Below are 22,982 nucleotides of genomic sequence, written 5' to 3' on the forward strand. Positions count from 1 at the left end.
TCGCGATCTACGACGGTCACGAGGCAGCGCGCTTTGAGGGTAAGTGGATCGCTTTCGACCCTTCCGCAGGGGCGAGCGGCGACGTGGCCAAGTCTGGGGCGGGTTCCACCACAGCTATGACACTCACGGGAGCCCCGGCTTTGTGGGTCAAGTGCATCGACGGCTGGGAGGAGAACGGGGACTGGGCCGGGTACCTGCAAGTTGCCTGCGAGCACGAGAAGGGCAAGTGGATCGACTCGGACGACGGCTGGGTCAAGACCGTGACCAGCAGGGACAAATGTGAACCCGTGTGGTTCGTCGACAAGGGTGACCACTACGAGCTGTGGCAAGGCAGGACCAGGCGCCGCCCCCTCACCAGGGAGAAGAACTACCTTCGTTTCAACCTGGGCGCGACCCCGGGTCGCTTCGTCCTCCGCGACCTGGTCGACCGCGGACATCGCTGACAGCAGCGAGGAGGTTGATCCTGCCTGACAGCAGTGCTTCCGGCCGAGGCGGGGACGCGGGACACTGACGGACCGCGCCAGTGCTGCCTGCAGCAGGTACACGGTGACGCCCCGAAGCCACCGAAGGCGCAAACCCGGCTGCCTGCAGCCTCGGTGGAAGCGGTTGACGTGGTTGGGACCATCCCTGCGGGCGCGGGCGCGGGCACGCCGGCCGTCCGCTCCACGACCAGCTGGACCATCCCCGAGTCAGTGGGGAGGACGACGGCGTCCACCTCCTCCACTGGCTGGACGACGGAACACCCCGCGTCGGCGAGGAACGCGACGTCGGTCGGGACGGCGAGCGTACTCGCCGAAACCCCGTGGACGCGGGGGTGTTCCGAGACGCCGCCACGTTGCCGCCCTCCCTGCCCGACGGAGCCGGCGACGACGGTGCCCTACTGGCCCCCTTCGTGGGCCACCAGTTCACGCAGCGCGGCGTAGTGCCGCTGCCACTCCGCAGGCCACTTCGGGTTCCGGTCCTCGTCCACGGCCTCCAGCGCCGTCTTCCACTCGGGGTGGTCTTCCAGCGCACCAGGGCGGCGCAGGTTGGACAGCCACCGCCCCACCGGCCGGTCCGGCATCCTCGCGGACCGACCGGCGCCCCGGGCGGGCTGGGGCCCGCCCGGGGCGCGCGGCGCGCGTCAGCAGTAGAGGTTGGCGCCCGCGGAGGTGCCCAGGATCTGCACGAACCGCTGATAGGCGTCCACGCGGCTCTGCACCTGCGCGGGGTTCTTGCCGTCGCACTCCAGGGAGCCGTTGATGCTGCGGATGGTCTGGCCGAATCCGGCACCGTTGACCATCGCGTTGTGCGGAGTCATCGAGCCCGGTCCGGTCTGGGTGTTCCAGTACCAGAGCCCCGTCTTCCAGGCGACCGAAGCGTCGGTCTGCACCAGGTTCGGGTTGTGGAGCAGGTCGATGCCGAGCGCGTCGCCCGCGGCCTTGTAGTTGAAGTTCCAGCTGAGCTGGATGGGCCCGCGGCCGTAGTATGCGGACTGGCCGGCCGGGCAGCCGTACGGCTGGCTCCAGTCGCAATAGTGCGGGTAGTTGGCGGTGTTCTGCTCCACCACGTAGACCAGGCCGCCGGTCTCGTGACTGACGTTGGCGAGGAAGGCCGCGGCCTCCTGCTTCTTGACGGTGTCGCTGCCGGTGTTCGCGAAGCCCGGGTAGGCGCTGAGCGCGGCCTTGAGACCGCTGTAGGTGTAGAAGGAGTTCCGGTTGGGGAACATCTGGTTGAACTGCGCCTCGCTCACGACGAAGCTGCCGGAGGGGTTGGTCGGGCCGCCGTCGCAGGCGTACGGGTCCCAGTACCAGGTGCTGATGGTGGGGTCGTAACCCGGGTTGTCGTGTTCGGCGATGTACGTCTTGCCGTCGGTGTAGCGGACGATGTCGCCGGTGACGTAGGCCTTGCCGGCCGTCCAGCTCGGGTAGCTGGAGCAGGATGCGGCAGAGGCGCCGGTGGCCGGCAGCAGTGCCGGAGCGGTGGCTCCGATCACGATCGCGGCCATGAGTGCGGACAGGCGGCGCTTGGACATTGAGCAGCTCCTTTGCCGGGCCAGGCTGCACCGGGGGCGAGGCAGTGCCTTGCGTATGCCGTCCCAGGGGGCGGCCATGCCTTCCGGGCGCCTGGGTGGGGGGTGTGGGAGCCATATTCAACGACTTGGTGTGTCCCGGTCAAGGTATAGACCAATACTGCTGACAACGTTGGCGGGGAAGGATTGATCACGCCGGTACGGGCGAGGCATCCCAACGCTGGGGCCTCCCTGACACGCTATTGGCCGCAATCAACGCAGGGACTCCGCAGGCCCGCTGACACCGGATCGGTACCGACGGGACCGGTCCGCAAGGGCCGAAGCGACCAGCACCCTCAGCCACACCCCGCGAGAAGCGCGGACCACCCGTCCCGGACACCACGCCCTGCCGGTCACCGCGGATCAAGCACACGGGCAACTCACCACCTCGCCCGGGCCCCCGGTCCGCAGTAGCCCACGACCAGCGGCAAGCAGGGCATGCACCTCCCCTTCGACCGGCCGGCGTTGTAAGTGCCACGCCGCTGGCCACGCTGAACCGTCTGTCGTGACGGCATGCGAGTCGCCAACAGGGCGAACGTTGGCAGATGCGGCGCCAGTCGGCAGTTGTGCTGGACATGGGGAGTGTTCGGTGGGCATAGATCGTTCCGGACGGCTTGTGGGAGATCGCGAAGCCGTTGCCGCCGGCGGCGCGGGCCCGGCCGCAAGGGGCGGTGTCGCGACCGCTACATCCACGGACCGAGCGGTGTGGACAACACTTGGTCCCGCTTGCCGAGGCCTGGGACTCCGGGGCCTTCGCCTGGTCGGCGGGGGAGCGGGAGCCCTGCGCCAACGACCTCGGAGGCGACCGCACGCTGATCGCGGTGTCGGCTGGCTCGACGGTCCAAGGCCGACCATCGCCGAGATCCTCGACATCACCGAATCCGCAAGCCAGCAGCACCTGCACCGGGCCCGGCACCGCATCACCGCCGCGCGCCCCAGCGGCGGCGAAGTCGACCCGGCATCCGCCCGCAGGATCGTCGAGGAATTCCTCGCCGCTGCCTCCTCAGGCCGCACCGAACGCCTGGTGGCGCTGCTCACCGACGACGCGACCGCGATCGCCGACTCCAACGGCGCCGGCGCGGCCAAGGCGCTGCTGCAGTACGACACTCCGCAGCGCATCGCCGCCATCGCGCGGGCCGGTTTCAAACCCACACGGCGACTTGCCGGCGGCACGCCCGCCATCCACTACGCGCTCGTCAACGGCGCCCCCGCCATCCTCTTCGTGATCGGCGACCAGGTCATCGGCGCCGTGACGTTCGACATCACAGGCGGCAAGATCGCAACCGTGCGCGGCATCGCCGCCCCCACCCGCCTCGTCCGCCTCAGCGAAGCCTGGCGGCAGTACGGACCGGACACGCCGCTCGTCACCCGATGGTGACCCGACACCGGCTCAACCCGCCACGGGGGCCGCCAGGTGGCGTCATTTCTCACCTACAAAATCGGCACCCCCACCCACCGGGTGGAGTCAGAACTGACCTACAAGTGGCGTCAACCGTCACCTACGAAGCCACTGATCCACGTCGGCGGGATCGACGCCCCCCCTGAACCCGACGGGCGCCGGTCGTAGGCCAAAGGGTGTCAGTGGTGGGCTGGGACCCGAGCCGCTATCGGACGAGGTGACTCTCGATGTGGTCGATCACCACGGACACGGCCTGCCGGTAGGCGGTGCTCGACCGGCGGACCTGGGACAGCAGCATGCCGCCTTGGATGGCGGCCAGCAGAGCGGTGGCGAGCGCGGCGGTATCGGCGCGCTCGCTCAGCTCGCCGCGTGCCTGCATACGTGCGAGTCCCGACCTGATGGGGCCTTCCCACCGGTCGAAGGCGGAAACGAGGCTGGCCCGCGCCGACTGATCGCTGTCGGCGAGTTCGCTGGCGAGCGAGCCGATCTCGCAGCCGCCTTCACACCCCCTGGCATCCTGCCGGCGCCCTGCTCTGTCGCACCACTCACGCAGGGCCTCGATGCTGTCCAGACTGTCCAGCAGCGGACGTTGCCGGGCGAGCTGGGAATCCGTCTGATGGTCGATGACCGCCAGGACCAGGCCCTGCTTGTCGCCGAAGTAATGGTAAATCTGCGACGCGCTGACCCCGGCGGCCGCCTGGATGTCCGGGATGCTCGTGCCTGCCGCGCCGCGGTGGAACATCAGCTCCGCAGCGGTCTCGATGATGCGTTCGCGGGTCTTGCGGCCGCCCTTGGTGAGCCGCTGCTTTGCCGGCTCTCCGGCCTTCACTGGTGTGCTCATACCCGCACGCTACCCAAGTTGGAATTGACATTCCAATCATGTGCCGCCGATCATCCTGGAAAGGTCATTCCATAGAGGGTGGCCGTCTCTTCAGATAGGTGAGCGCCATGCCCCTCGACCCCCAGATCGAAAGCCTGCTCGAGCAGGTGGCCGCAGGAGCTGGACCGGCCCCGGAGACCCTGACGGTGGCGGAGAACCGCGCTTTCGGGCGCGCCTTCGGCGCCCTGGCCGGCGCTCCCGTACCGATCGCCGAGGTCAGGGACACCACTGCCCCTGCCGCCGGCCGCGACATACCCGTCCGTATCTACCGGCCCGGCACCGAGCCGGACGCCGGGCCGCTGCCCGTGACGCTCTTCTTCCACGGCGGCGGATGGGTCTTCGGCGACCTGGACACCCAGGACAACATCGCCCGCACCGTGGCCAGCCGCTCCGGCACGATCGTGGTCTCCGTCGACTACCGGCTGGCACCCGAGCACCGCTTCCCGGCCGCGATTGACGACGCCTACGCCGCGCTGACCTGGGTCGCGGACAACGCCCCCGACTTCGGGGGCGACGGAGAGCGCATCGCCGTGTTCGGCGAGAGCGCCGGCGGCAACCTTGCCGCGGTTCTCGCACAGGAATCCCTGCGCCGCGGGGGACCTCGCATCACGCTCCAGGTGCTCGCCTACCCGGCGGTCGACCGGTTCGACGACAGTCCCTCGATGTACGAGAACATGACGGGACCGGTCCTCTCCCGTTCCTACCTCGAGTGGTTCTGGGGCGCCTACCTCAGCACTCCGGACCAAGGCGCCGACCCGCGGGTCTCACCGGCGCGCTTCGACAAACTGGCCGGACTTGCTCCCACCGTCATCGTCACTGCCGAGAACGACCCCCTGCGCGACCAGGGCGACCACTACGCCCGCAAGCTGGCCGACGCAGGCGTGCCGGTCCGGCACCTCCCGGTCGAGGGAGCCATTCACGGCTTCCTCTCGTTCACCGGCTCGGTGCAACTCTCGCGGGACATACTGGACCAGCTCTCGGACGCCGTGGCCACAGCCTTCGACTGACCCGGCCTGGGCGGCATCGCCAGTCGCCGAACCTCTGCCGCACGCAAGCGTCCACCACTGCGCCGACCCTCGCCAGGAGGCAGCAACGCGCGCAGCGGGTTCCAGGACCGCCGCTGAGCCGCGCCTGCCGGTCGGAGTCAGGATGCCGTCCGTGGTCAGCTGCGTCGTGTCGCGGTGCCGGGCCCCGCTGCCAGGCATGCGTGCCCTGTTGGGACAGGCGGCATGGACCGTCGCCGGTTCCGGGGTGGCGAGCGCGCACGCAGTCAGGTGGGAATGTCGGGGGTGAAGCGGTAGCCGATGCCGGGTTCGGTGATGAGGTAACGAGGCTGGGCCGGTTCCGGTTCGAGTTTGCGGCGGAGGTTGGCGAGGTGGACGCGCAGGTAGTTGGTCTCCTTCTCGTAGCGGGGCCCCCAGACCTCTTGGAGGAGTTGGCGTTGGGTTACCAGGCGTCCGGGGTTGCGGACGAGGATTTCCAGCAGGTGCCATTCGGTGGGGGTGAGGCGGGTTTCGCCGGCTGCGGTGGTGACGCGCTTGGCGGCCAGGTCGACGGTGAACGCCGTTGTGGTGATCAGGGGCTGTTCGTCGGCGGGGGCGGCGCGGCGTAGGGCGGCGCGGATGCGGGCGAGGAGTTCGCCCATGCCGAAGGGTTTGGTGACGTAGTCGTCGGCGCCGGCGTCCAGGGCGTTGATCTTGGCGGTCTCGTCGTGGCGTGCGGACAGGACGATGATCGGGGCGGTGGACCAGCCGCGGAGGCTTTCGACGATGTTGATGCCGTCGAGGTCGGGCAGTCCGAGGTCGATGACGGCCAGGTCGGGTGCGGCGGTGGCGGCTGCCTGCAGGGCGGTGGTGGCGTCGGGGGCGGCGTTGGTCTGGTAGCCGCGGGCGGTCAGGGCGATGGTCAGGGCGCGCAGCAGGTGGGGGTCGTCGTCGACGATGAGGACGCGGGTCATGGCGTGGTGGGGAGGGTGAGGGTCATGGTGAGGCCGCCGCCGGGAGTGCCGGTGGGGGTGAGGGTGCCGTTCATGGCTTCGGTGAAGCCGCGGGCGATGGCCAGGCCCAGGCCGAGACCCTGGTGGGTGGTGTGGTCGGTCATGCGCTGGAAGGGAGCGAAGATGCGTTCCCGCTCCTCGGCGGGGATGCCGGGGCCGTGGTCGGTGACCTGCAGGCGGATCACGTTTCCTTCCTGGCGGGCGTGTACGTGGACGGGCTGGTCCGGTGGTCCGGCGCTGAGCGCGTTGGCAACCAGGTTGGCGATGACGCGTTCCAGCAGGCCCGGATCTGCCCAGGCGGCCGAGAGGTCGTCCGGCACATCGATATCCAGGGTGCGGCCGGACGGTGGTGGGGTGTGCAGGAGGGCGGCGGCGGTGACCTCGTCCAGAGCAGTGGCGCGGGGATGGACGCTGAGGGCGCCGGCTTGCAGGCGGCTGAGTGCGAGGAGGTTTTCGACCAGGTCGTTCATCTTGTCGGTGGAGGCGTCCACGGTGGCCAGGAGTTCGGCCTGCTGGGCGTCTGTGAGTTCCAGGTCGGGTTCGCGCAGGCTGGACACGCACGCTTTGATGCCGGCGAGCGGGGTGCGCAGGTCGTGGCCGACGGCAGCCAGCAGGGCCGCCCGCAGTTTGTCGATCTCGGTCAACTCCAGCGCGCGGGCGGCCTGAGCAGCGAGGCGCTCGGCTTGCAGCGCGCGGGCGGCGGCGGTGGCCAGCAGGGTGAGGAAGCGCTGGTCGGGGGCGAAGACGGCCGGCCCGTCCGCCACCAGCCGCAGGTGTTCTCCGACCGGCGCGGACAGCGTCGGATCAGCTGATGGCGGTTCGCCGACGACGGCGACCAGGCGTTCGCCGTCGTCGGTGTGTTCCAGCAGCGCGGCGCCGGTCATGCCGAAGGTCTCCCTCACGTGCTCCAGCACCGCGCTCAGCGGCCGTTCCTCCAAGGGCGCCTCGGTGATCCGGGCCAGCAGGGCGGCCTCGACGCCGCTGCGGGCGGCGGCGGCGCGCTGGCGGGCGGCCAGGTCGACCGCGACGCTGACGGTGGTGGCGACTACCACGTAGACGGCCAGGGTGATCACCAGGTCCCGGTTCTCCACCGTCAGCGCGTGGAAGGGCGGGACGAAGAAGAAGTTGACCAGCGTATCGGAGGCCACCGCGGCCGCCAGCGCCAGGCGCAGGCCTCCGGTAGCGGCCACGATGACCACCGCCGTGAGGTAGATCAGCACGATGCTGGCCAGCGACAGCGAGTTCCTCACGGGCACCAGGGCCGCAGTGAGGGCTGCCAGGCCCGCCGCGGCGGCGCCGGCCGTGGCCAGCTGACGGCGCCTGCTCCTGCGGCGCCGGCCACCGCGGTACGGCAGATCCAAGCCCTTCACGATCGAAACGCTATCCGACCTTGGACCCGGCGCCGCGCGGCTCGTCGTGCGGCTGCACGCGGTCGCTGGAATCCAGCTGCCACGGCACGCTGGTCACCATCACCCCGCGCTGGAACAGCAGCCGGGCCTTCAGCCGCAGCGCGGACTGGTTGTGCAGCAGCTGCTCCCACCAGTGGCCGACCACGTACTCGGGAATGTAGACGGCGATCAGATCCTGGGGATACTCGCGGTGCAGGTGGGCGACGTACTCCAGCACCGATCCGGTGATGTCCCGGTACGGAGAGGCCATCACCGTCAGCGGCACCGAGATCTGCCGCTCCTCCCACTCGGCGCGCAGAGCGCTCACCTCCTCGTCGGTGATCTTGGCTGTGAGTGCGGTGAGGGAGTCGGGGCGGGTGGCCTTGGCGTAGCCCAGCGCGCGCAGGGTGGGCCGGTGCAGTTGCGAGACGAGCACCACCGCGTGGATCCGGGTGGGCAGTACGATGCCGCCCGGCTGGGGGCGCAGCTCGACGGCCACCCGGTCGTAGTGGCGGCGAATGCCGCGCATTATTGCGTACAACACCGGCATGGCGATCACCACCAGGTACGCGCCGTGAGAGAACTTGGTGATCAGCACGACGACCAGCACCACTGCGGTCAGGCAGGCGCCCACCGTGTTGATCGCTCGGGAGCGGTGGACGCGCCGACGCTGCGCGGGGTCGCTCTGGCCGGCCAGTTCACGGTTCCAGTGCCGGACCATGCCGACCTGGGAGAGGGTGAAGGAGGTGAAAACGCCCAGGATGTAGAGCTGGATCAGACGGGTCACCGACCCCTGGAAGGCATAGATCAGGGTGCCGGCGATCACGGCCAGGATGACGATGCCGTTGGAGAAGGCGAGACGGTCACCGCGGGTGTGGAGCTGGCGGGGCAGATAGCGGTGCTCGGCCAGGATCGCCGCCAGCAGGGGGAAACCGTTGAAGGCGGTGTTGGCCGCCAGGATCAGGATCAATGCGGTCGCGGCCTGAATGTAGAAGAACATCACCGAGTGCGTACCGCCGAACACTGCTGCCGCGATCTGCGATCACCGTGCGCTGCGAGCCGGTTGCACAGTTTCCTGGGAAACCGACCAGCCGGCAGGGGTCTTCGACGTACCGCACATCCGCGATCAGAGCCAGCGCCGTGATCCCGGCGAACATGCCGATCGACAACCCGCCCATCGCCGCCATCGTGGTCGCCGCGTTGCGCGCCCTGGGCGGCCTGAACGCCGGCACCCCGTTGGAGATCGCCTCCGCACCGGTCAACGCCGTACAGCCGGAGGAGAACGCCCGCAGCGCCAGCATCACCAGCGCCATCCCGGTCAGTCCCATGCTTCCGGGCTCGGCGTGAACCTGCCAGGCGGCGCTCTCGGCAACCGGGGCGTGGCCGAATGCCGTCTGCAGCAACCCCGTCGCGACCATGGCCAGGACGCCGGCGATGAACAGATAGGTCGGCACCGCGAACAGCCGCCCCGACTCACGGACCCCACGCAGATTCATCGCGGTCAGCAGCGCCACGAACCCCAGATTCACCGCCACCCGGTACGGACCCAGTGCCGGTACCGCGGAGATGATGTTGTCCACGCCGGCCGCCACCGACACGGCCACCGTCATCACGTAGTCCACCATCAGCGCCGAGGCCACCACCAGCCCCGCCCACGGCCCCAGGTTGCGGGAGGCCACCTCGTACGAGCCCCCGCCGGAGGGGTAAGCCTGCACCACCTGCCGGTAGGACAGCACCACCACCGCCAGCAGCACCACCACCGCGGCCGCCACCCATGGCGCCAGGTGCAGATAGGCCAGCCCGCCCAGCGTCAGCACCAGCAGGATCTCCTGCGTCGCGTACGCCACCGACGACAACGGGTCACTGGCAAAAACCGGCAGGGCAATCCGCTTGGGCAGCATCTGCTCACCCAGACGGTCACTACTGAGGGGGCGGCCCACAATCAGCCGCTTGAACGATATAGACACAACCGGCAGCAAACCGGCCCGACGAAGCGGCGCCCGAATCTTCGCGCCGCCTTGACGCCGCCACCGGCGATCTTCACGCCGTCTTGGCGCGACGGTCCAACAACAGCGTGGCCGCGGTGGCCCGCGCCCGGTCCGGCGGTCGGCGCCGCGCGGCCTAGGGGTCCGGCTCCCGGCCTCGCGCCCGCGTGGCCCCGCGCGGTTTCCTCCTTGGCCTGCCGTCCGCGGCCGGTTCGGCGTCCCGGGCCCGCGGCCGGCTCCCGGCCCAGCGGCCCCGGCCCGGCTCCTCGGTACCGCCCCTGTAGATGATCACGTGCTTCCCGGGCTCCGGGGCGCGCGTCGTGAGATCGCCGCGTGTCAAAGGCTGTCGGCCCACGAGGGGACGGGGTAGGTGTGGACGCCGCCGAGTGCGAGACGGAGCGGGCCGAGGAGGCGCGTCTATGGCGCTGTGAAGAGCATCGGGAAGCGCAGGCCCAGCCACGGTTTGCGGCCCCAGACGACGACCTTGGCGCGAGCCATGGCGGTGGGGGCGGTCCAGCGGCCCAGGGCGAGGAGGAGGAACGCGACGGGGTCGATGGCTATCGTGCAATCGGGGCGCCGGGGCGGGGTGTCGGTGACCGTGGGCACGCCGTCCGCGAAGGTGACGGCGAAGCGGTCGCGGCCGATCCGCAACAGATAGCACGCATGGTGGCTGGCCGCGCCGGCGCTCACTACACGTGGCATGGCCAGTCGCATGAAGGGCAGCGTGAACGCGACCACTTCCCGGTTGACCATGTGCGGCCCGCGCAGCGCGACCGCGATGTCGTATCCGTGCCCGAGCAGGTGCGTGAGCAGGTACGAGCCCAGGGTGGCCATGTCCATCAGCCCCATCGGCGTCAGCACCGCCTCCCGCGGACTGTGGCCGGCCGCGGCCGCGACGAAGGCCCGGGCCCTGTCCGCGATCTCCGCACCGAGGACCGCCGGATCCCGCTGCGGGAAGACGGCCAGAGCCGCACGGTTGGCCGCCGCGAGACCGCTCGGTGTCCCATCGCCGTAGGGGCGGTCCTCGCCCGCCCCGAGGTCCGCCATCAGCTTCCCCGCCAGCGCGAGGTGCGCCGCCGCCTCCCCCACCGTCCACTCCGCGCCCGGCAGCGGCGTGTGTGGGTCGGCCCCCGCCTGCAGCAGCTCCGCGATCCGGTCGGCAGTGGTGACAATGGCATCCTCGGGTGTCATGAACGCGATCGTGTCCCCGCAAGAACTTGCTGTCCAGTGCCCTGTGTTCTTTTTCCGCACGGCCTTGGCGGAACCGGCTGTCGCGCACCCGGGGCCGCTCCAGCCCCGCGGGCCGACGAGGACGCGTTCGTGCGGCGGCGTGTCCAAGCAGGCCGCCGGCTGGCCGTGCCACAGGGCGTGGAGGACGTTGGTGGAGGATCTGGATCGGGTCGCCGACCGCTTCGGTGCCCTCGATCAGTGGCCGCGGCCGGCCAGCCGTTCCAGCCGACGTGCGCGCACGCCTCGGTTACGGTCTGGGCGGCTAACCAGGGCGCGCGCCGCCGGTGTCGGGGTGGGGCGAGCAGCGCGGACGGCGTGAGGGGGTCAGCGTGAGCGGCGGTGGGGGCGTCCAGATGGTCGGCACGCCGGAACCGCACCGGCCGTGGCGGGTGGGCGTGTCCGACCGCCCCCCGCGCCACGGCGGGCTGGCGGCGGTGGTCTCGGCGGCCGGGGTGGACGGACTGTCGGTGGCCGTGTCCGGTACGGCGGAGCGGGGCGCGCACCTCGTGGATCCGCGTACGGGCAGGTCGGCGGTGGCCGGCCTGGTCTCGGTGATGGTGGTGGGTCCCCAGCTGACCAGGGTGGTCTGCTGGGCGGCCGCGGCGTTCGCGAGGGGATCGCTGGTCTGGCCGCGTGGCCGGAGTCACTGCCCGGCGTGGAGGCGCTGCTGATCACGGCGAGCGGCGAGGTGCGTTGCACCGGGGGCTGGCGGCGCGCCTCGGCGGGGATGACAGCCGTCACTTCGCAGATTTTTTTCACTTTTGTCCCGGAAAGCCATCCAACTTCTGTTCTGAGACGTATCCCAAGTGCTGCAAGTTTCAGGAGGAAAGCCATGGCAATCTTCAGCAATCTCATGCCCGCCAGGCACCGCAACCACGGCAACGACACGTCCAACAACGACGACCGCAGCGGCCACGGCGGGCGTCACGGACACGGTGACCGTGAGGGCCACGGCGACCACGGCGGCCGTCACGGTCACGGTGACCACGACGACAACAACCGGTACTGACCCCACACGAAGGCTGAGCGGACCGGAGAACCAAGAACCCGGCCCGCTCGGCCGTCGGTCCATGTCGATCCACGAGGAACACATGCCATGGCGTACGGCCTTCGGCGTCTGCTGACGGTGGGTGAGGCGTCGGACGCCGTGGTCGCGGCCCCGCCGCCGGTGGCGCCGCGCGAGGTGTTCCGTCGGTTCTGGCCGTACACCCGCGGGGGCCGCCGCTGGTTCGTTCCCGTGGTCCTCTTCAGCCTGATCGGCCCCGCCATCGACGCCGGGGAGATATGGCTTTTCAAGATCGTGGTGGACGACGTGCTCGTCCCCCGTGACCTCGGGCCACTGCTGTGGCTCGCTCCGACCTACCTGGGCCTCGTCGTCGGCTCCGGCGTTCTCGGCTTCGCCGACGACGTGACGTCCACCTGGGTCAGCGAACGCTTCCTGCTCACCCTCCGCTCCGCCGTCTTCGGACACGTCCAGGGGCTGTCGCTCGGATTCTTCGAACGCCGGCGGCTGGGGGACGTGCTCTCCCGGGTGACGGGCGACGTCGACTCGGTCGAGACGTTCCTGCTCTCGGGCGTGGCGGACGCCTTCTACTACGTGATCCAGCTGGGCGTCTTCCTCGGCCTGCTCTTCTACCTGCAGTGGGACCTGACCCTCCTGGCCCTCGCCATCGTGCCGATGTTCTGGGGTGCGGCCCGGCACTTCTCGCGGCTGATCAAGAAGGCGTCCCGGGAACGCCGGCGGCGCAGCGGTTCGATCAGCGCGATCGCCGAGGAGACGCTGGGCAACGTGGCCCTGGTGCAGGCGTACAACCGGCAGGAATGGGAGCAGCGTCGCTTCGGTGCGGAGAACCTCGGCCGGTTCCACGCGGTGATGGCCTCGGCGCGGATCCACGCCGTCTACCGACCCGTCGTGGAGATGATCGAGGTGTCGGGCGGCCTGGCGGTCATGGGCCTGGGCACCTGGAAGCTCGCCCAGGGGCAGCTCACACTGGGCGGGCTGCTGGTCTTCCTCGCGCTGATCGGCAAGCTCTACAGCCCGGTCCGGGGCCTCTCGCGCCTCGGCACCACCTTCTACGCCGCCTCCGCCTCCGCCGAACGGATCATCGAACTGCTGGATGAGCGGCCGCAGGTCGTCCAGGCCGCGGGCGCCCGGCCGATCGGCCGCGCGCGGGGCGATGTGGAGTTCGACGGCGTCGGTTTCCGCTATCCCGGTACCTCGTCCTGGGCCCTGTCCGACGTGTCCTTCCAGGTCGCGGCCGGGCAGACGCTGGCGCTGGTCGGGGCGAGCGGCGCGGGCAAGTCGACGGTGGCCAAGCTGCAGTTGCGCTTCTACGACCCCGACCGGGGAGCGGTCCGCCTCGACGGGACCGACCTGCGCGACCTGCGTCTGTCCGACGTGCGGGAGAACGTCGCGGTGGTCCTGCAGGAGACGCTCGTCTTCCAAGGCACCGTACGGGACAACATCGCCTACGGCCGGCCGGAGGCGACGCAGGCGCAGATCGTCGCGGCGGCGCGCGCGGCGGACGCGCACGACTTCATCGAACTTCTGCCCGAGGGCTACGACACGATGGTCGGCCAGCGGGGCCGGACGCTCTCCGGCGGACAGTGCCAGCGCCTGGCGATCGCCCGCGCGATGATCAGGGACGCGCCGGTGCTCCTCCTGGACGAACCGACCAGCGGGCTGGACGTCCGGTCGGGACGGCGGATCATGGACCCGCTGCGGCGGCTCATGGCCGGGCGGACGACCATCGTGATCTCCCACAACCTGCTGACCGTCCGCGACGCCACGCACATCGCGGTGCTCGACCGCGGCCGGGTCGTCGAGTACGGCACCCACGAGGACCTGCTGCGGCGGGGCGGGGCCTACGCCCGGCTCCACCGGCTGAACGCCGCGAGCGGGTCCGCGGCCATGCGGCCGGTGCCGTCGTGAGCGCCTTTACCCCGCGGCGGCCCGCCGCCCTCGCACCGGGCGCGAAACCGGCCCCGGGCTACGAGGTGCTGGCGCATCTGACGCGCACGGGCTGGCTGGACGTCTACGACGCCTGGAGCGAGGAACGGGCCTGCCGGTGTGTGATCAAGACCGTGCGGCCCGACCGCCGGGACGACAAGCGGCTGCGCGAGCGGCTGCTGCGGGAGGGCGGGTGGCTGCGGGAGTTCACCCATCCGCATCTGACCCGGGCCTACGAGACCTTCGAGTCGCCCGAACCGCTCGTCGTGCTGGAGACGCTGACCGGTGAGACCCTGTCCCACCTCGTGCACCGGTTGCGGCGCCGACCGGGCGCCGCCGACGTGGCGCTGCTCGGGGTGCAGCTGTGCTCCGCGATCCACTACCTGCACGGCCGGGGCCTGCTGCACCTGGACGTCAAACCGTCCAACGTGGTGGTGGACTGCGGTCACGCGAAGGTGCTGGACCTGAGTGTCGCGCGGCCCCCCGGGCCCGCGCCCCCCGGGGTGGGCACGCGGGGCTACCTCGCTCCGGAGCAGGCCCGGGGAGGGCCGCTGACGGCCGCGGCCGACGTGTGGGGCATCGGCATCACCTTGTTCGAGGTCGCGTGCGGTGACGCGCCGTTCGCCCGCGACGACGACCACGCGAGGGCCGCGAGCGCCCAGAACGGCGAGAACGGCGAGAACGGCGGCGGGCCGGGTACCGGGCACGAGCGGCGTGAGCGGCGTGACGGGGCCGGCGAGAGCACCGGCAGCACCGGCGAGCGGTATCCGCAGCTGGACCGCAGCGCCCCGCCGATCGGCTCCCGGCGGCGCCTGCCGTCCGCTGTCGCCGGCGCCGTCGACGCCTGCCTGCGGGCCGATCCCTCCGCCCGGCCCGCCGTCGACGAACTGGCCGCCGCTCTGCGGTCGGCACTGCCCGCACCGCCCCGCTGAGGCCGTGGCGGACGGGGCCGGGCCTTTAGTCCACCGGCGTCTGGACGTGGCCGACCTGCAGCCGGGACGTGGCGATGACGGTGCCGTCGGAGGAGGTCAGGCGGGCACCGGAGACCGCCGCGGTGTCGACGGCGGCCGGCGCACCCCAGTCGCCGCGACCGTCCCGCACGGCGAAGTCACCGACCCGGACGGTCGTGCCGTCCGCGTGCTCCAGGAGACAGGTGACCCTGCCGCTGTACCGGGTGCCCCGGCCGTCGAGATCGACGGACACGAAGAGCCACCCGGAGGTACCGGGATGGGCGTACACCTCGCCGACGGGCTGCCCGCGGTCCGCGGCCGAGGTCAGGTCTCCGACCAGCATCGGCTCGCTCACGGAGGCGGCGGGGGGCGAGGCGGTGACCTCCTGCACGGCCGTGCTGATCCCCCAGCCGGCGAGCCCGCAGGCGACCGCCGCGGCGGCCCCGATCGACGCGAGCCGCAGCCGGGCCCGGTGGCCGCGGCCGCGCCAGCCGGTGGGCAGGCGGCCGGACGCGCGCGCGGGCGGGCGCGGCTCCTGTGCCGCGGCGTCCCGGATCAGCGCACGTCCCACCCGGGTCTCGAAGCCCAGGGGCGGCTCGCGGTCCGGCAGCAGCCCGATCAGCCCGTCGCCGACCAATGTCAGGTGCTCGATGTACTCCCGGCAGTCCGCGCACCGGTCCAGATGGGCGAACGCCTCGGCCCGCTCGCGGCCGGAGAGCACGCCCAGGGCCAGCTCTGCGCCGTATTCCCGCAGCTTCTTGCAATTCGCGTCACTGGACATGGTCGCCTCGGTTCGGAGACCCGAGTGTGGTCCGCAGCTTTGCCATCGCCGCCCGGATCCGTGTCTTGGCGGTGCCCAGCGGAATCTGCTCCAGGTCGGCGATCTGCTGGGCCGTCATTCCGTAGATGCCCGCCATCACCAGGGCACGGGCCTGCCCCCGTGGCAGCCGTGCCACGGCGGCCCGCAGCTGGGAGGAGGCCTCGTCGGCCAGCGCCCACCGCTCGGGGGTCTCGGTGACGGCGCCCACCAGCGCGTCGAGATCTTCGGGTGCCACCGGCTCCGTCCGCCGCGCGCGGACGGCGTCGATGGCGAGGTTGTGCGCGATGGTCGTCAGCCAGGTCGTGACCGAGCCGCGGCGCGAGTCGTAGACCTGCGCATGACGCCATGCGCGTTCGAATGTCTGCTGTGCGATGTCCTCGGCGATCTGCCGGTCGCCGATGACCGTCATGGCGACGCCGAAAACCCTGTGCTGGAACCTCCGTACGAAGGCGACGGCGAGTTCCGGGTCGCCGGTGGCCAGCCCGGACAGCAGAGCCTCGTCCGGGAGGCGGCCCACGGGGAACCGGAAACCCGACACACCTCTGTATACGGCCGGCCGCCGCCCGGAGATTGCTCGCCGACGGCGAAAGATCACACTCCCATTGTCCGCCGCATGCTCCGGGCCCGCACGCACGCGGGTCAGTGCCCGTCGTCACCCGCGATGGTGCTCAGGATGTCGTGCAGCTCGGCCTGTGTTGCCTGACCGAAGTCATGCAACAACACCCACGCGAAGACTCCCTCGACGAGCTCAACGACGCCTTCGCCGCGTTCGGACAGGCCGAGGAGAACCGGCGGATCGGGATGCGGATCCGTACCATCGGCCAGGACTTCACCAACGAGGCACCGCTCCTCCTGCCAGTCCCGGAGGACTCGTTCGAAACGGGGGTGGCCTCCGAGCCGCGGGTCGACCGCTACGGCATGGTCGCCGTCCGCGTCTGCCGGTACTCGGTTCCGGTCCGCTACATCGCCCGCCAGGTGCACGTCCTGCACGCCCTGCTCCGCTCGAGCGAGGTCGTCGTCTTCCACGGCCGAACCGAGATCGCCCGCCACCCGCGCCTGACCACCAAGGGCGCCGAGCGGGTGGTGCTCGACCACCACGTCCTGGAGGTCCTGCTGGCCAAGCCGGGAGCCCTGGCCGGTTCCGAGGCCCTGGACCAGGCCCGCCGCGCGGGCACCTTCACTCCCGCCTACGAGGCCTTCTGGTCCGCGGCCGAACACACGCTCGGCGAGGCAGACGGGACGAAGGCCCTGGTCCATGTCCTGCTGCTGCACCGGCACCTGCAGCACCGCGGTGTCGTCGCCGGCATCACCGCCGCACTGGAGGCCGGGGCCTGCACCGCGGACGTCGTCGCGCTCGAGGCGCACAAGGCCGCTGAGAGCGAGGGCCGGTCCCCGACCACTCGGCCAACCCCCACGTCACACCTGCCCTGGTCAATAGCCTCGCCACCTGCGAGTGGGTGAAGAAGGGCGAGCCGCTCTGCCTGATCGGAGACTCCGGTACCGGCAAGACACACCGGTGGGGCCAGCTCAGACCGTTGACGCCAGCCCTCGCTGCTCCAGCAACCGCAACCACCGAGCGGTGCCCGCTGGCCGTCGGGGCGAACGAATCCGCTTCCGCCGGCGTCTGTTCACTGTGAAGACTCAGATGATTGATCAGTGCGTTGTGCCGGTGACCCTGGCGATCCTGGGCCTGGTCGGCCTGACGGGATGCGCGGGTTCGCCGGCAGCGGGATCGACAACCGTTACGAGGAATGAGGAGATCGCTCACCCGGTCACGGTGAGCGTCGACCGTCGCACCCTCACCGTCATGGCTGAGTCGGGCGGGTGCGACAGCGTTCCTCGGCTCCATGTGACCGAGACACCCGAGACCCTCTCCCTCACCGTGCGCGTCACCACCCGCACGGGGCCGGACGTCGTCTGCCCGGCGGACGCCCGGATGGGTCCGGCCCGCGTGACTCTGCGCAAGCCCCTGGGTTCGAGGACCGTGACCGACGCAACGACCGGCCACCGGTTGCCGATTCGGGAGAGCCGGAGCGTAGTCACCCGGCAGAAGCAGGAGGAAACGGGGAAGTTCTCTGCCTTCCCCCAGAAGTGAACCTGTGAGCGATCCACAGGCGTCCCGTTCGCACCCGGAGCAGGCCCGTCACCGTGGCGAGAATGTCCAGATGGGCCAAGCTGCCACCGGCGAGAAGGCCGCCGACGGCCTGACGCCCGCGGGTCTCCCGACGCAGGCCGGCTCGGTGCAATTGCAGAAGCCGCCCACCTGCGACACGCAGCCCGCCGCCGCGCACGGCGACTCGCCCGGCCGACGCCTGGAGCACCACGCCGACCGCGGCCGCGCCCGACCCGGCCCCGGATCCGGCCGCCGAGCGCGACGTCGTCGCCGACGCCTGGGGCCTCAAGCCCCCGGCGGCCGACCCGGGCGCCACCACCCCAGTGTCGGCGTCGCCGGCGGCCCGGGTCGACAACGATCAGGCGGTGGGACTCCGCCAAGCCCATGAACGCCACCTGCTGGCGGGTGCGAGGCGGGGCAGTTGGAGGCGGCTGGCGAGGTGGTGGAGGAAGGCGGTCGGGTGGGTGCGGCTCAGGGGATGCGGGGGCAGGCGGGCCAGAGCTGCGGCGAGGGTGAGGGTCTCGGGGTAGGTGATCAGGCCGCGGCAGGTAAGGGTGGGGGAGGCCGGTCCTCGGGCGAGGTGGGGGTTCGCGGCGGTGAGCTGGTGAAGGCGCTCTTGCCAGTGGATGTGCAAGTGCTGGTGGTGGTCGTACCAGCGCGTGCTGATCGCGTCGCCCAGCTCAGGGAGGCCGCCGTCCATCGGCGGCGGGCGGCGAGGCGGGTTCGGGTGAATTCGGGCAGGAGCGGATGCCGAGCGGGCACGGTGTCGGGGGTCGCTGGAGGCCTGCTGGTGGTGGGTGCAGATCATGGTCCGGGGCAGGCCCGGCGCTGGATGGATCCGCGCGAGGACGGCGTTGCGCGGGCTGCGACGGGTGGTGCAGGCGGTGCATCACGGCAGCGGCTGCATGGCGGGCGGGCGGGCGGGTACGGGCTCGAGGGCGGCATGACCACCGCAACCTCGCCACCGCGCCGCTGCTGCTGCGCTGACATGCCGGCCCGCCACCTGGGCGCTAAGAATGCTGGCTGGGACACGGCTCCGTACGTACCGGTCCGGTCCATGGCAGCGCAGCGTGCACGGCGAGGGTCCGTTTGCGGACGTGGTTCGTGCGTGAAATGTCGCCCCTGCGCCGGGGGCGCCCAGTCGCAGCCGTCAGAATGGACGGATCTCACCTTCGCCGCTTCGTACGATGACGGGGCGACCGGCATAGCGCTCAGCGATCGTCTGCGCCGTCGGCCGGTCGTGGTCCAGAGTGACGATCACGACGCCACGACCATTCTCCTCACCGACACCGACGGCGACCACTCCGCCACGACCGAGCCACTCGTGGTTGATCTCCGTCTTGAGAGCGTCCAGATCCTCCGACACGGCCTTCTCTCCCATTCAGGACAGCAGATAGGTGCCCACTGGGTGCTGGTGGCTGGGATGGCGTACTGAGGTCGCTTGTTGTCGACGGGTTACCGCCGTGCCCCGGTACCCCCACCATCATGTCCCGGACCGCCACCATGCCCGGGGCCGCGCCCACCGGGGTGCGGGCCGGGACCGGTCACCGGGCCCGACGTGAGGATCGACACGCCGAGCGTGGCGATCACGTCGTCGATCGGGTTGGCGAAGGTGGTCGTGGTACCGCCTGCGAAGAGCAGTCCCACTGCTTTCCCCGTCACGCGGTCAATGATGAGAGAGCCGGAGTCGCCAGCAGCGCTGAAGGGATGCCCGCCATGGCCTGTGATGGCGATCTGACCGGTGAAGCTCAACGTCCCGGTCTCGTAGGAAACGATGGCGTCCGTGTTGACGCTTGTAACGGTACCAGTGGTAAAGCCCGTGGTACGCCCGGACTTCTCGACCGCCTCGTGCAGCACGGCTGTGGTAGTTCCGGTGGGCGGACCCGCCACCAGATCCGCGACGGCCGCGACGATTTCAGGATCGAGTTGAGCGATGGCACAGTCGACCGTGTTGTTCTTCGGCTCGAGCGGGATGAAGTGAGTCAATTTCGCCACTTCGTCGGTCGCCGGGTTGCCGCCGTCCAACAGTCCGGGCTGATAGATCGGAGCGCCTACGGGCAGGCGGCCTTCGTCTGCGAGGACATGGTTGTTGCTCAGGATGTAATAGTTATCGGAGTTGCCCACGATGGCGCCGAGCGTACCTGCCATCACGACTTGGCCCGCTGGATCCTGGTAGCCGACACTGCTTCCCGGGCGCAGCGGCCGGTAGCGAAGTTTGGGATCCGGCGCGAACGCGACGATGGTTCCCACCTGTTCGACGTCGACGTCCAGCCCGTTGAGATTCGTGGGTAGTTGGTGGTGCTCCGGCAGGTGGTCGAGCGGGAACTTGTGCCGTACAAACACCTTGACGGCCAGCAGTCCCGTGTTTCGCCCGGCCACGATCTTCTCGCCGATACCTACGCCGACCACGTTTTGGTCCGGCTGCGTAGTGGCGGGTCGTCGGAGCGCCTGCGCACGCGTCTCGGGGGATGGTGTCAGGAGACTCGCCGAGAGTTGAGACTTGGCCAGATTGGCATCATTGGCCACGGCGGATTCAGCGTACGAACTCAAAGGGACGGGCATGACGCGCTCCGGAGTGATGGTGACTGGGAAGGGGAGGACATTAGGCAATGTAGCCAGATTGCCCCTGTCTTATGCCAACATCGCGCCATGTGAGTGAATGGGTGACATGGATTGCTGCAAACTTCCTCAGGTGTAGATCCTAACGAGGTACGAATTTCACCCGACCAGGCGAAACCCCCAAGCAAGGCAAGCTCCCGCACGTGAGTCGGCGCGGCAGTAAAAACGGCCACGGGCAACACCGGTTCGGGGGTTGAGGAACATCCGGGTGCGCTAACAACGGCTGACACACAAAGGCGGATCGCCCCTCAGTGCCGTGTCCGGCAGGCGAGTTGAACGTTGTCTGACCGATCGAGCCGCCGCCCGCGGCGCCGACTGCCGGCCGACGCCCCGCACCGCCGGTCACCGCCCCGGCCGGGGCGCCACCCGCCCCGGCCGCCGTGCCCGCAGCCGCCGCGGCGCGGCCCCGTGCCGGGCTCACCACCCGGGACCGGATCACCGATTGGGTGGGCGAGATCTGGTCGCGGATGCTCGGGGTGGACCGGATCGGGCCGCAGGGCAACTTCTTCGACCTCGGGGGTCACTTCCTGCTGGCGACCCGGCTGGCCGCCCGGCTCTCCGACGAGCTGCAGGTGCCCCTCTCTCGGCGGCCGTTGAGGACCCGGGCGAAGTGGCTGCGCCTGGACGGCCGGGGTCCGGCGGGAGTGCAAGACATTCGAGTGCCCTGTGACCTCACTGGTCCAGGGCCAGGGGCGGGCGAGGCGGAGGATGCGGCGCCGGCTGGTGGTGACGAGTCGGGTGGCGGCGGAGAACAGGCGGAACCGCAGACGACGGGGCTCCCGAAGACGGGCCTGGCCGGTCAGGGCGAGCATCGACTGGTGGAGCGGCTGCTGGAGGCCGGCGCGGTCGGCTGCAACCTGGGGTACCGGTAAGAACACTGTCACCAGCCGCAAACGAGGGGCGTTACGTGCGGCGACGTGCGGCGGGGTCGCGTTCGGCGACGTGTCGGGCGACTGAGTCGACGCCGGGCCGGGCGTACCGCTCCAGGGAGCGGACAGAGGCGTGGCGGGAGCGGGCCAGCAGCATCGGGGTGGAGGTGCCGCCCTCGGCGTCGTGTGTCAGGGCACTGTGACGTAGCCGGTGAAGAGTCCACCCGTCCAGGTCCTCGATGTCCTCGGGTGAGGCGAGCGGGTTGGCCAGCAGCCGCGTGTTCTCCTCGAAGATCTCCTCAGCCCGGCGGTACGAGAGTCGGGCCCGCCCGGTCTCCCGGCACACGTCCAGCGTCGGCGTCCCGGCCGGGGCCTTGCGGCCGGTGAGAAACAGTGGGCCGCGGGTGCGGCCCGCGATCAGGCGGGGCAACAGCTGTGCGGTGCCGGACTGCCAGTGAATCCACTCGGTCGCCCCGCCCTTGGCGGCCCCGGACTCCCAGCTCTGTCCCCAGGGGCAAAGTAGCTAAGAGTGATGCTCGGGCCGTAGGTCAACGAGGGCGCTGACGCGGTTCTCGTACTCGCGGCGGGCCTTGCGCTGTGCCGGGATCGCCCCGGTGCCGTCGAGGGACTGGCAGCGGGCGAGGAGCTGACGGTGAACCGAGGGCAGGGCGCTGATGCGCAGGGTGTAGCCCTGTCCGCGCCGTACGGCCTGGCCGTGGTCAAGCGCGGCGCGCTCGGCGGGGTCCAGGTCGGCCGCGCGGAGGAAGTCCGCGATCTTTCCCGGCATGTCGAGGACGACCGGCAGCTCCGGAGCTGGGACGGACGTCCGGGGCGACGACGGTGTGCTCGGGCGGGAGGTCGGCAACGGCGGTACGGATGGCGCCGCGGCTGACGTGGTGGTCGCGGGCGAGACTGGCGATGGACCGGCCGCCCAGGTACGCGGCGCGTACGGCGGCGGCCTTCGCTGCCGTGACGACCGGGCGGCGCCCGCCCTTGTTGCCTTTGGCCTCGGCCGCGCGCAGCCCGTCGTAGGTCAGTTCCCGCTGGAGGTCGCGCTGGAGTTCGCCGGCGGCGGCGAGGGTCTGCACCATGAACTTCACGGTGGACAGCAGTTCTCCGGTGCGTGGGTGGCGGGCGGTGAGGTCCATCGCGGAGAACGCGCCGTCGTGGATGCGCAGGGCGAGGCGGTCGCGGTGGAGGACGTCGAGTACGTCGAGGATGTGCTGGGTTCCGCGTACGAGGCGGAACATCTCGGAGATGTGCACGGTGTCGCCCGGCCGCGCGTAGGTGAGCAGCTCGCGGACCTTCGGCCGTTCCAGCGGGTGGAGGCGGCTGGAGGTGTCGGCGTCCTCCTCGAAGACGACTGGGTCCTCGATCCCGGCCTCGGCGAGGACGAGGTTCTGGCGGTCGGTCGACTGCTGGTCGGTCGACACCCGCTTGTAGACCAGGTTGGCCATGCCGCTCCCCGTTGTGGTGGTCGCATTCGACCTTGGCTGTCAGCAAACCCTGTCATCATCCGCCATCGGATCTCATTGAATTCGCATCGCCGCGAGACCCCGAAAAGTCCGGGTTCATTGGACGCCCGCCGCGCCTGTCACCAAACGATGGCGAGCTCAAGCGGTCAGCGCATCACTGCTGTTCAGGAGGTCAGCGTAGACCTCTGCCGGAGTGCGGTAGCCGTGGGTCTTGCGCGGACGGTGGTTGAGTTCGTGAGCGATGGCGTCCAGGTCGGC

Annotated in this window: 21 protein-coding genes and 7 pseudogenes; 11 read left to right on the forward strand and 17 right to left on the reverse strand. The window is 70.4% G+C overall.

All coding sequences use genetic code 11. The features are described from left to right. The first annotated feature begins 116 nt into the window (after window positions 1–116). A complete protein-coding gene (locus ACGFT1_RS18740) occupies window positions 117–443 on the forward strand; it encodes a hypothetical protein (protein ID WP_393733608.1) in 327 nt (108 codons plus the stop codon). 434 nt (window positions 444–877) lie between these two features. Here the strand turns inward: ACGFT1_RS18740 and ACGFT1_RS18745 are convergent, their stop codons facing one another. Continuing rightward, window positions 878–1,048 (reverse strand): hypothetical protein, encoded by a 171-nt coding sequence (locus tag ACGFT1_RS18745; RefSeq protein ID WP_393733610.1) that lies wholly within the window; start codon window positions 1,046–1,048, stop codon window positions 878–880. A gap of 75 nt (window positions 1,049–1,123) precedes the next feature. Continuing rightward, window positions 1,124–2,014 (reverse strand): glycoside hydrolase family 19 protein, encoded by an 891-nt coding sequence (locus tag ACGFT1_RS18750; RefSeq protein WP_373910080.1) that lies wholly within the window; start codon window positions 2,012–2,014, stop codon window positions 1,124–1,126. Window positions 2,015–2,639: 625 nt separating this feature from the next. Between ACGFT1_RS18750 and ACGFT1_RS18755 the strand changes: the two genes are divergently transcribed. Then, the gene (locus tag ACGFT1_RS18755; protein ID WP_373910081.1) at window positions 2,640–3,428 is read left to right on the forward strand and encodes a hypothetical protein; all 789 of its coding nucleotides are present in this window, start codon (window positions 2,640–2,642) and stop codon (window positions 3,426–3,428) included. Window positions 3,429–3,654: 226 nt separating this feature from the next. Here ACGFT1_RS18755 and ACGFT1_RS18760 read toward each other — a convergent pair whose 3' ends face one another. Beyond that, entirely contained in the window at window positions 3,655–4,290 is a 636-nt protein-coding gene (locus tag ACGFT1_RS18760) for a TetR/AcrR family transcriptional regulator (RefSeq protein WP_373910082.1), read from the reverse strand. Between the two features lie 107 nt (window positions 4,291–4,397). Here ACGFT1_RS18760 and ACGFT1_RS18765 point away from each other — a divergent pair, with 107 nt between their 5' ends. Next, window positions 4,398–5,336 (forward strand): alpha/beta hydrolase, encoded by a 939-nt coding sequence (locus tag ACGFT1_RS18765; protein WP_373910083.1) that lies wholly within the window; start codon window positions 4,398–4,400, stop codon window positions 5,334–5,336. 263 nt (window positions 5,337–5,599) lie between these two features. Here the strand turns inward: ACGFT1_RS18765 and ACGFT1_RS18770 are convergent, their stop codons facing one another. The 4 genes and pseudogenes from ACGFT1_RS18770 to ACGFT1_RS18785 form a co-directional block, all read right to left on the reverse strand. Further along, window positions 5,600–6,286, reverse strand: a complete 687-nt coding sequence (locus ACGFT1_RS18770) for a response regulator (protein ID WP_373910084.1) — start codon at window positions 6,284–6,286, stop codon at window positions 5,600–5,602. Beyond that, window positions 6,283–7,695 (reverse strand): ATP-binding protein, encoded by a 1,413-nt coding sequence (locus ACGFT1_RS18775; protein ID WP_373910085.1) that lies wholly within the window; start codon window positions 7,693–7,695, stop codon window positions 6,283–6,285. The genes ACGFT1_RS18770 and ACGFT1_RS18775 overlap by 4 nt, the downstream gene beginning before the upstream one ends. 10 nt (window positions 7,696–7,705) lie before the next feature. After that, a pseudogene (locus ACGFT1_RS18780) lies at window positions 7,706–9,689 on the reverse strand (APC family permease). Between the two features lie 426 nt (window positions 9,690–10,115). Further along, entirely contained in the window at window positions 10,116–10,889 is a 774-nt protein-coding gene (locus ACGFT1_RS18785; protein ID WP_373910086.1) for a maleylpyruvate isomerase family mycothiol-dependent enzyme, read from the reverse strand. A gap of 308 nt (window positions 10,890–11,197) precedes the next feature. Between ACGFT1_RS18785 and ACGFT1_RS18790 the strand changes: the two are divergent. From ACGFT1_RS18790 to ACGFT1_RS18805, 4 genes and pseudogenes are all read left to right on the forward strand, one after another. Next, window positions 11,198–11,651 (forward strand): annotated as a pseudogene (locus ACGFT1_RS18790) (FAD:protein FMN transferase); the annotation flags it as partial. Between the two features lie 109 nt (window positions 11,652–11,760). Next, on the forward strand, window positions 11,761–11,937 hold the full coding sequence (locus tag ACGFT1_RS18795) for a hypothetical protein (RefSeq protein WP_373910087.1): 177 nt from the start codon (window positions 11,761–11,763) through the stop codon (window positions 11,935–11,937). Between the two features lie 87 nt (window positions 11,938–12,024). Then, window positions 12,025–13,860, forward strand: coding sequence for an ABC transporter ATP-binding protein (locus ACGFT1_RS18800; RefSeq protein WP_373910088.1), 1,836 nt, complete (start codon window positions 12,025–12,027; stop codon window positions 13,858–13,860). Beyond that, window positions 13,857–14,810, forward strand: coding sequence for a serine/threonine-protein kinase (locus ACGFT1_RS18805; RefSeq protein WP_373910089.1), 954 nt, complete (start codon window positions 13,857–13,859; stop codon window positions 14,808–14,810). The genes ACGFT1_RS18800 and ACGFT1_RS18805 overlap by 4 nt, the downstream gene beginning before the upstream one ends. A 25-nt stretch (window positions 14,811–14,835) precedes the next feature. Here ACGFT1_RS18805 and ACGFT1_RS18810 read toward each other — a convergent pair whose 3' ends face one another. Then, window positions 14,836–15,609 (reverse strand): hypothetical protein, encoded by a 774-nt coding sequence (locus ACGFT1_RS18810; RefSeq protein ID WP_373910090.1) that lies wholly within the window; start codon window positions 15,607–15,609, stop codon window positions 14,836–14,838. Then, on the reverse strand, window positions 15,599–16,186 hold the full coding sequence (locus tag ACGFT1_RS18815) for an RNA polymerase sigma factor (RefSeq protein ID WP_373910091.1): 588 nt from the start codon (window positions 16,184–16,186) through the stop codon (window positions 15,599–15,601). Before ACGFT1_RS18815 ends, ACGFT1_RS18810 begins: the two co-directional genes overlap by 11 nt. A 263-nt stretch (window positions 16,187–16,449) precedes the next feature. Here ACGFT1_RS18815 and ACGFT1_RS18820 point away from each other — a divergent pair. The 3 genes and pseudogenes from ACGFT1_RS18820 to ACGFT1_RS18830 all read left to right on the forward strand — a co-directional run. Beyond that, window positions 16,450–16,713 (forward strand): annotated as a pseudogene (locus ACGFT1_RS18820) (IS21 family transposase); the annotation flags it as partial. A gap of 329 nt (window positions 16,714–17,042) precedes the next feature. After that, window positions 17,043–17,162 (forward strand): annotated as a pseudogene (locus tag ACGFT1_RS18825) (ATP-binding protein); the annotation flags it as partial. A gap of 119 nt (window positions 17,163–17,281) precedes the next feature. Beyond that, entirely contained in the window at window positions 17,282–17,743 is a 462-nt protein-coding gene (locus ACGFT1_RS18830; RefSeq protein ID WP_373910092.1) for a hypothetical protein, read from the forward strand. Between the two features lie 376 nt (window positions 17,744–18,119). Here the strand turns inward: ACGFT1_RS18830 and ACGFT1_RS18835 are convergent, their stop codons facing one another. The 3 genes from ACGFT1_RS18835 to ACGFT1_RS18845 all read right to left on the reverse strand — a co-directional run bounded on the left by ACGFT1_RS18835 (window position 18,120) and on the right by ACGFT1_RS18845 (window position 20,287). Next, window positions 18,120–18,461 carry a hypothetical protein gene (locus tag ACGFT1_RS18835; RefSeq protein ID WP_373910093.1) on the reverse strand — a complete coding sequence of 114 codons (342 nt, stop codon included), beginning with the start codon at window positions 18,459–18,461 and terminating at the stop codon, window positions 18,120–18,122. A 450-nt stretch (window positions 18,462–18,911) separates the two neighbouring features. Further along, window positions 18,912–19,142, reverse strand: coding sequence for a hypothetical protein (locus ACGFT1_RS18840; protein WP_373910094.1), 231 nt, complete (start codon window positions 19,140–19,142; stop codon window positions 18,912–18,914). Between the two features lie 74 nt (window positions 19,143–19,216). Continuing rightward, window positions 19,217–20,287, reverse strand: coding sequence for a hypothetical protein (locus tag ACGFT1_RS18845; protein ID WP_373910095.1), 1,071 nt, complete (start codon window positions 20,285–20,287; stop codon window positions 19,217–19,219). Between the two features lie 539 nt (window positions 20,288–20,826). Between ACGFT1_RS18845 and ACGFT1_RS18850 the strand changes: the two are divergent. Beyond that, window positions 20,827–20,952: pseudogene (locus ACGFT1_RS18850) on the forward strand (phosphopantetheine-binding protein); the annotation flags it as partial. Window positions 20,953–21,007: 55 nt separating this feature from the next. Here the strand turns inward: ACGFT1_RS18850 and ACGFT1_RS18855 are convergent. The 5 genes and pseudogenes from ACGFT1_RS18855 to ACGFT1_RS18875 form a co-directional block, all read right to left on the reverse strand. Beyond that, window positions 21,008–21,306 (reverse strand): annotated as a pseudogene (locus ACGFT1_RS18855) (hypothetical protein); the annotation flags it as partial. Further along, window positions 21,284–21,679, reverse strand: a complete 396-nt coding sequence (locus tag ACGFT1_RS18860) for a site-specific integrase (protein WP_373910096.1) — start codon at window positions 21,677–21,679, stop codon at window positions 21,284–21,286. The pseudogene ACGFT1_RS18855 and the gene ACGFT1_RS18860, both read right to left, overlap by 23 nt. 93 nt (window positions 21,680–21,772) lie before the next feature. After that, window positions 21,773–22,036, reverse strand: coding sequence for a hypothetical protein (locus ACGFT1_RS18865; protein ID WP_373910097.1), 264 nt, complete (start codon window positions 22,034–22,036; stop codon window positions 21,773–21,775). Further along, window positions 21,969–22,706, reverse strand: a complete 738-nt coding sequence (locus ACGFT1_RS18870; protein ID WP_373910098.1) for a recombinase family protein — start codon at window positions 22,704–22,706, stop codon at window positions 21,969–21,971. Before ACGFT1_RS18870 ends, ACGFT1_RS18865 begins: the two co-directional genes overlap by 68 nt. Before the next feature lie 156 nt (window positions 22,707–22,862). Beyond that, window positions 22,863–22,982: pseudogene (locus ACGFT1_RS18875) on the reverse strand (IS30 family transposase); the annotation flags it as partial.

It is taken from the genome of Streptomyces sp. Y20 (assembly GCF_043195475.1).
Taxonomy (GTDB): Bacteria; Actinomycetota; Actinomycetes; order Streptomycetales; family Streptomycetaceae; genus Streptomyces.

Excerpts from the sequence above, each read along its gene's own strand:
- ACGFT1_RS18865 (WP_373910097.1), bottom strand. The coding sequence starts at position 22,036 with ATGCCGGGAAAGATCGCGGACTTCCTCCGCGCGGCCGACCTGGACCCC.
- ACGFT1_RS18840 (WP_373910094.1), bottom strand. The coding sequence starts at position 19,142 with ATGGGAGAGAAGGCCGTGTCGGAGGATCTGGACGCTCTCAAGACGGAG.
- ACGFT1_RS18800 (WP_373910088.1), top strand. The coding sequence starts at position 12,025 with ATGGCGTACGGCCTTCGGCGTCTGCTGACGGTGGGTGAGGCGTCGGAC.
- ACGFT1_RS18740 (WP_393733608.1), top strand. The coding sequence starts at position 117 with ATGACACTCACGGGAGCCCCGGCTTTGTGGGTCAAGTGCATCGACGGC.
- ACGFT1_RS18760 (WP_373910082.1), bottom strand. The coding sequence starts at position 4,290 with ATGAGCACACCAGTGAAGGCCGGAGAGCCGGCAAAGCAGCGGCTCACC.
- ACGFT1_RS18750 (WP_373910080.1), bottom strand. The coding sequence starts at position 2,014 with ATGTCCAAGCGCCGCCTGTCCGCACTCATGGCCGCGATCGTGATCGGA.
- ACGFT1_RS18810 (WP_373910090.1), bottom strand. The coding sequence starts at position 15,609 with ATGTCCAGTGACGCGAATTGCAAGAAGCTGCGGGAATACGGCGCAGAG.
- ACGFT1_RS18795 (WP_373910087.1), top strand. The coding sequence starts at position 11,761 with ATGGCAATCTTCAGCAATCTCATGCCCGCCAGGCACCGCAACCACGGC.
- ACGFT1_RS18785 (WP_373910086.1), bottom strand. The coding sequence starts at position 10,889 with ATGACACCCGAGGATGCCATTGTCACCACTGCCGACCGGATCGCGGAG.
- ACGFT1_RS18770 (WP_373910084.1), bottom strand. The coding sequence starts at position 6,286 with ATGACCCGCGTCCTCATCGTCGACGACGACCCCCACCTGCTGCGCGCC.
- ACGFT1_RS18870 (WP_373910098.1), bottom strand. The coding sequence starts at position 22,706 with ATGGCCAACCTGGTCTACAAGCGGGTGTCGACCGACCAGCAGTCGACC.
- ACGFT1_RS18765 (WP_373910083.1), top strand. The coding sequence starts at position 4,398 with ATGCCCCTCGACCCCCAGATCGAAAGCCTGCTCGAGCAGGTGGCCGCA.
- ACGFT1_RS18835 (WP_373910093.1), bottom strand. The coding sequence starts at position 18,461 with ATGGACGGCGGCCTCCCTGAGCTGGGCGACGCGATCAGCACGCGCTGG.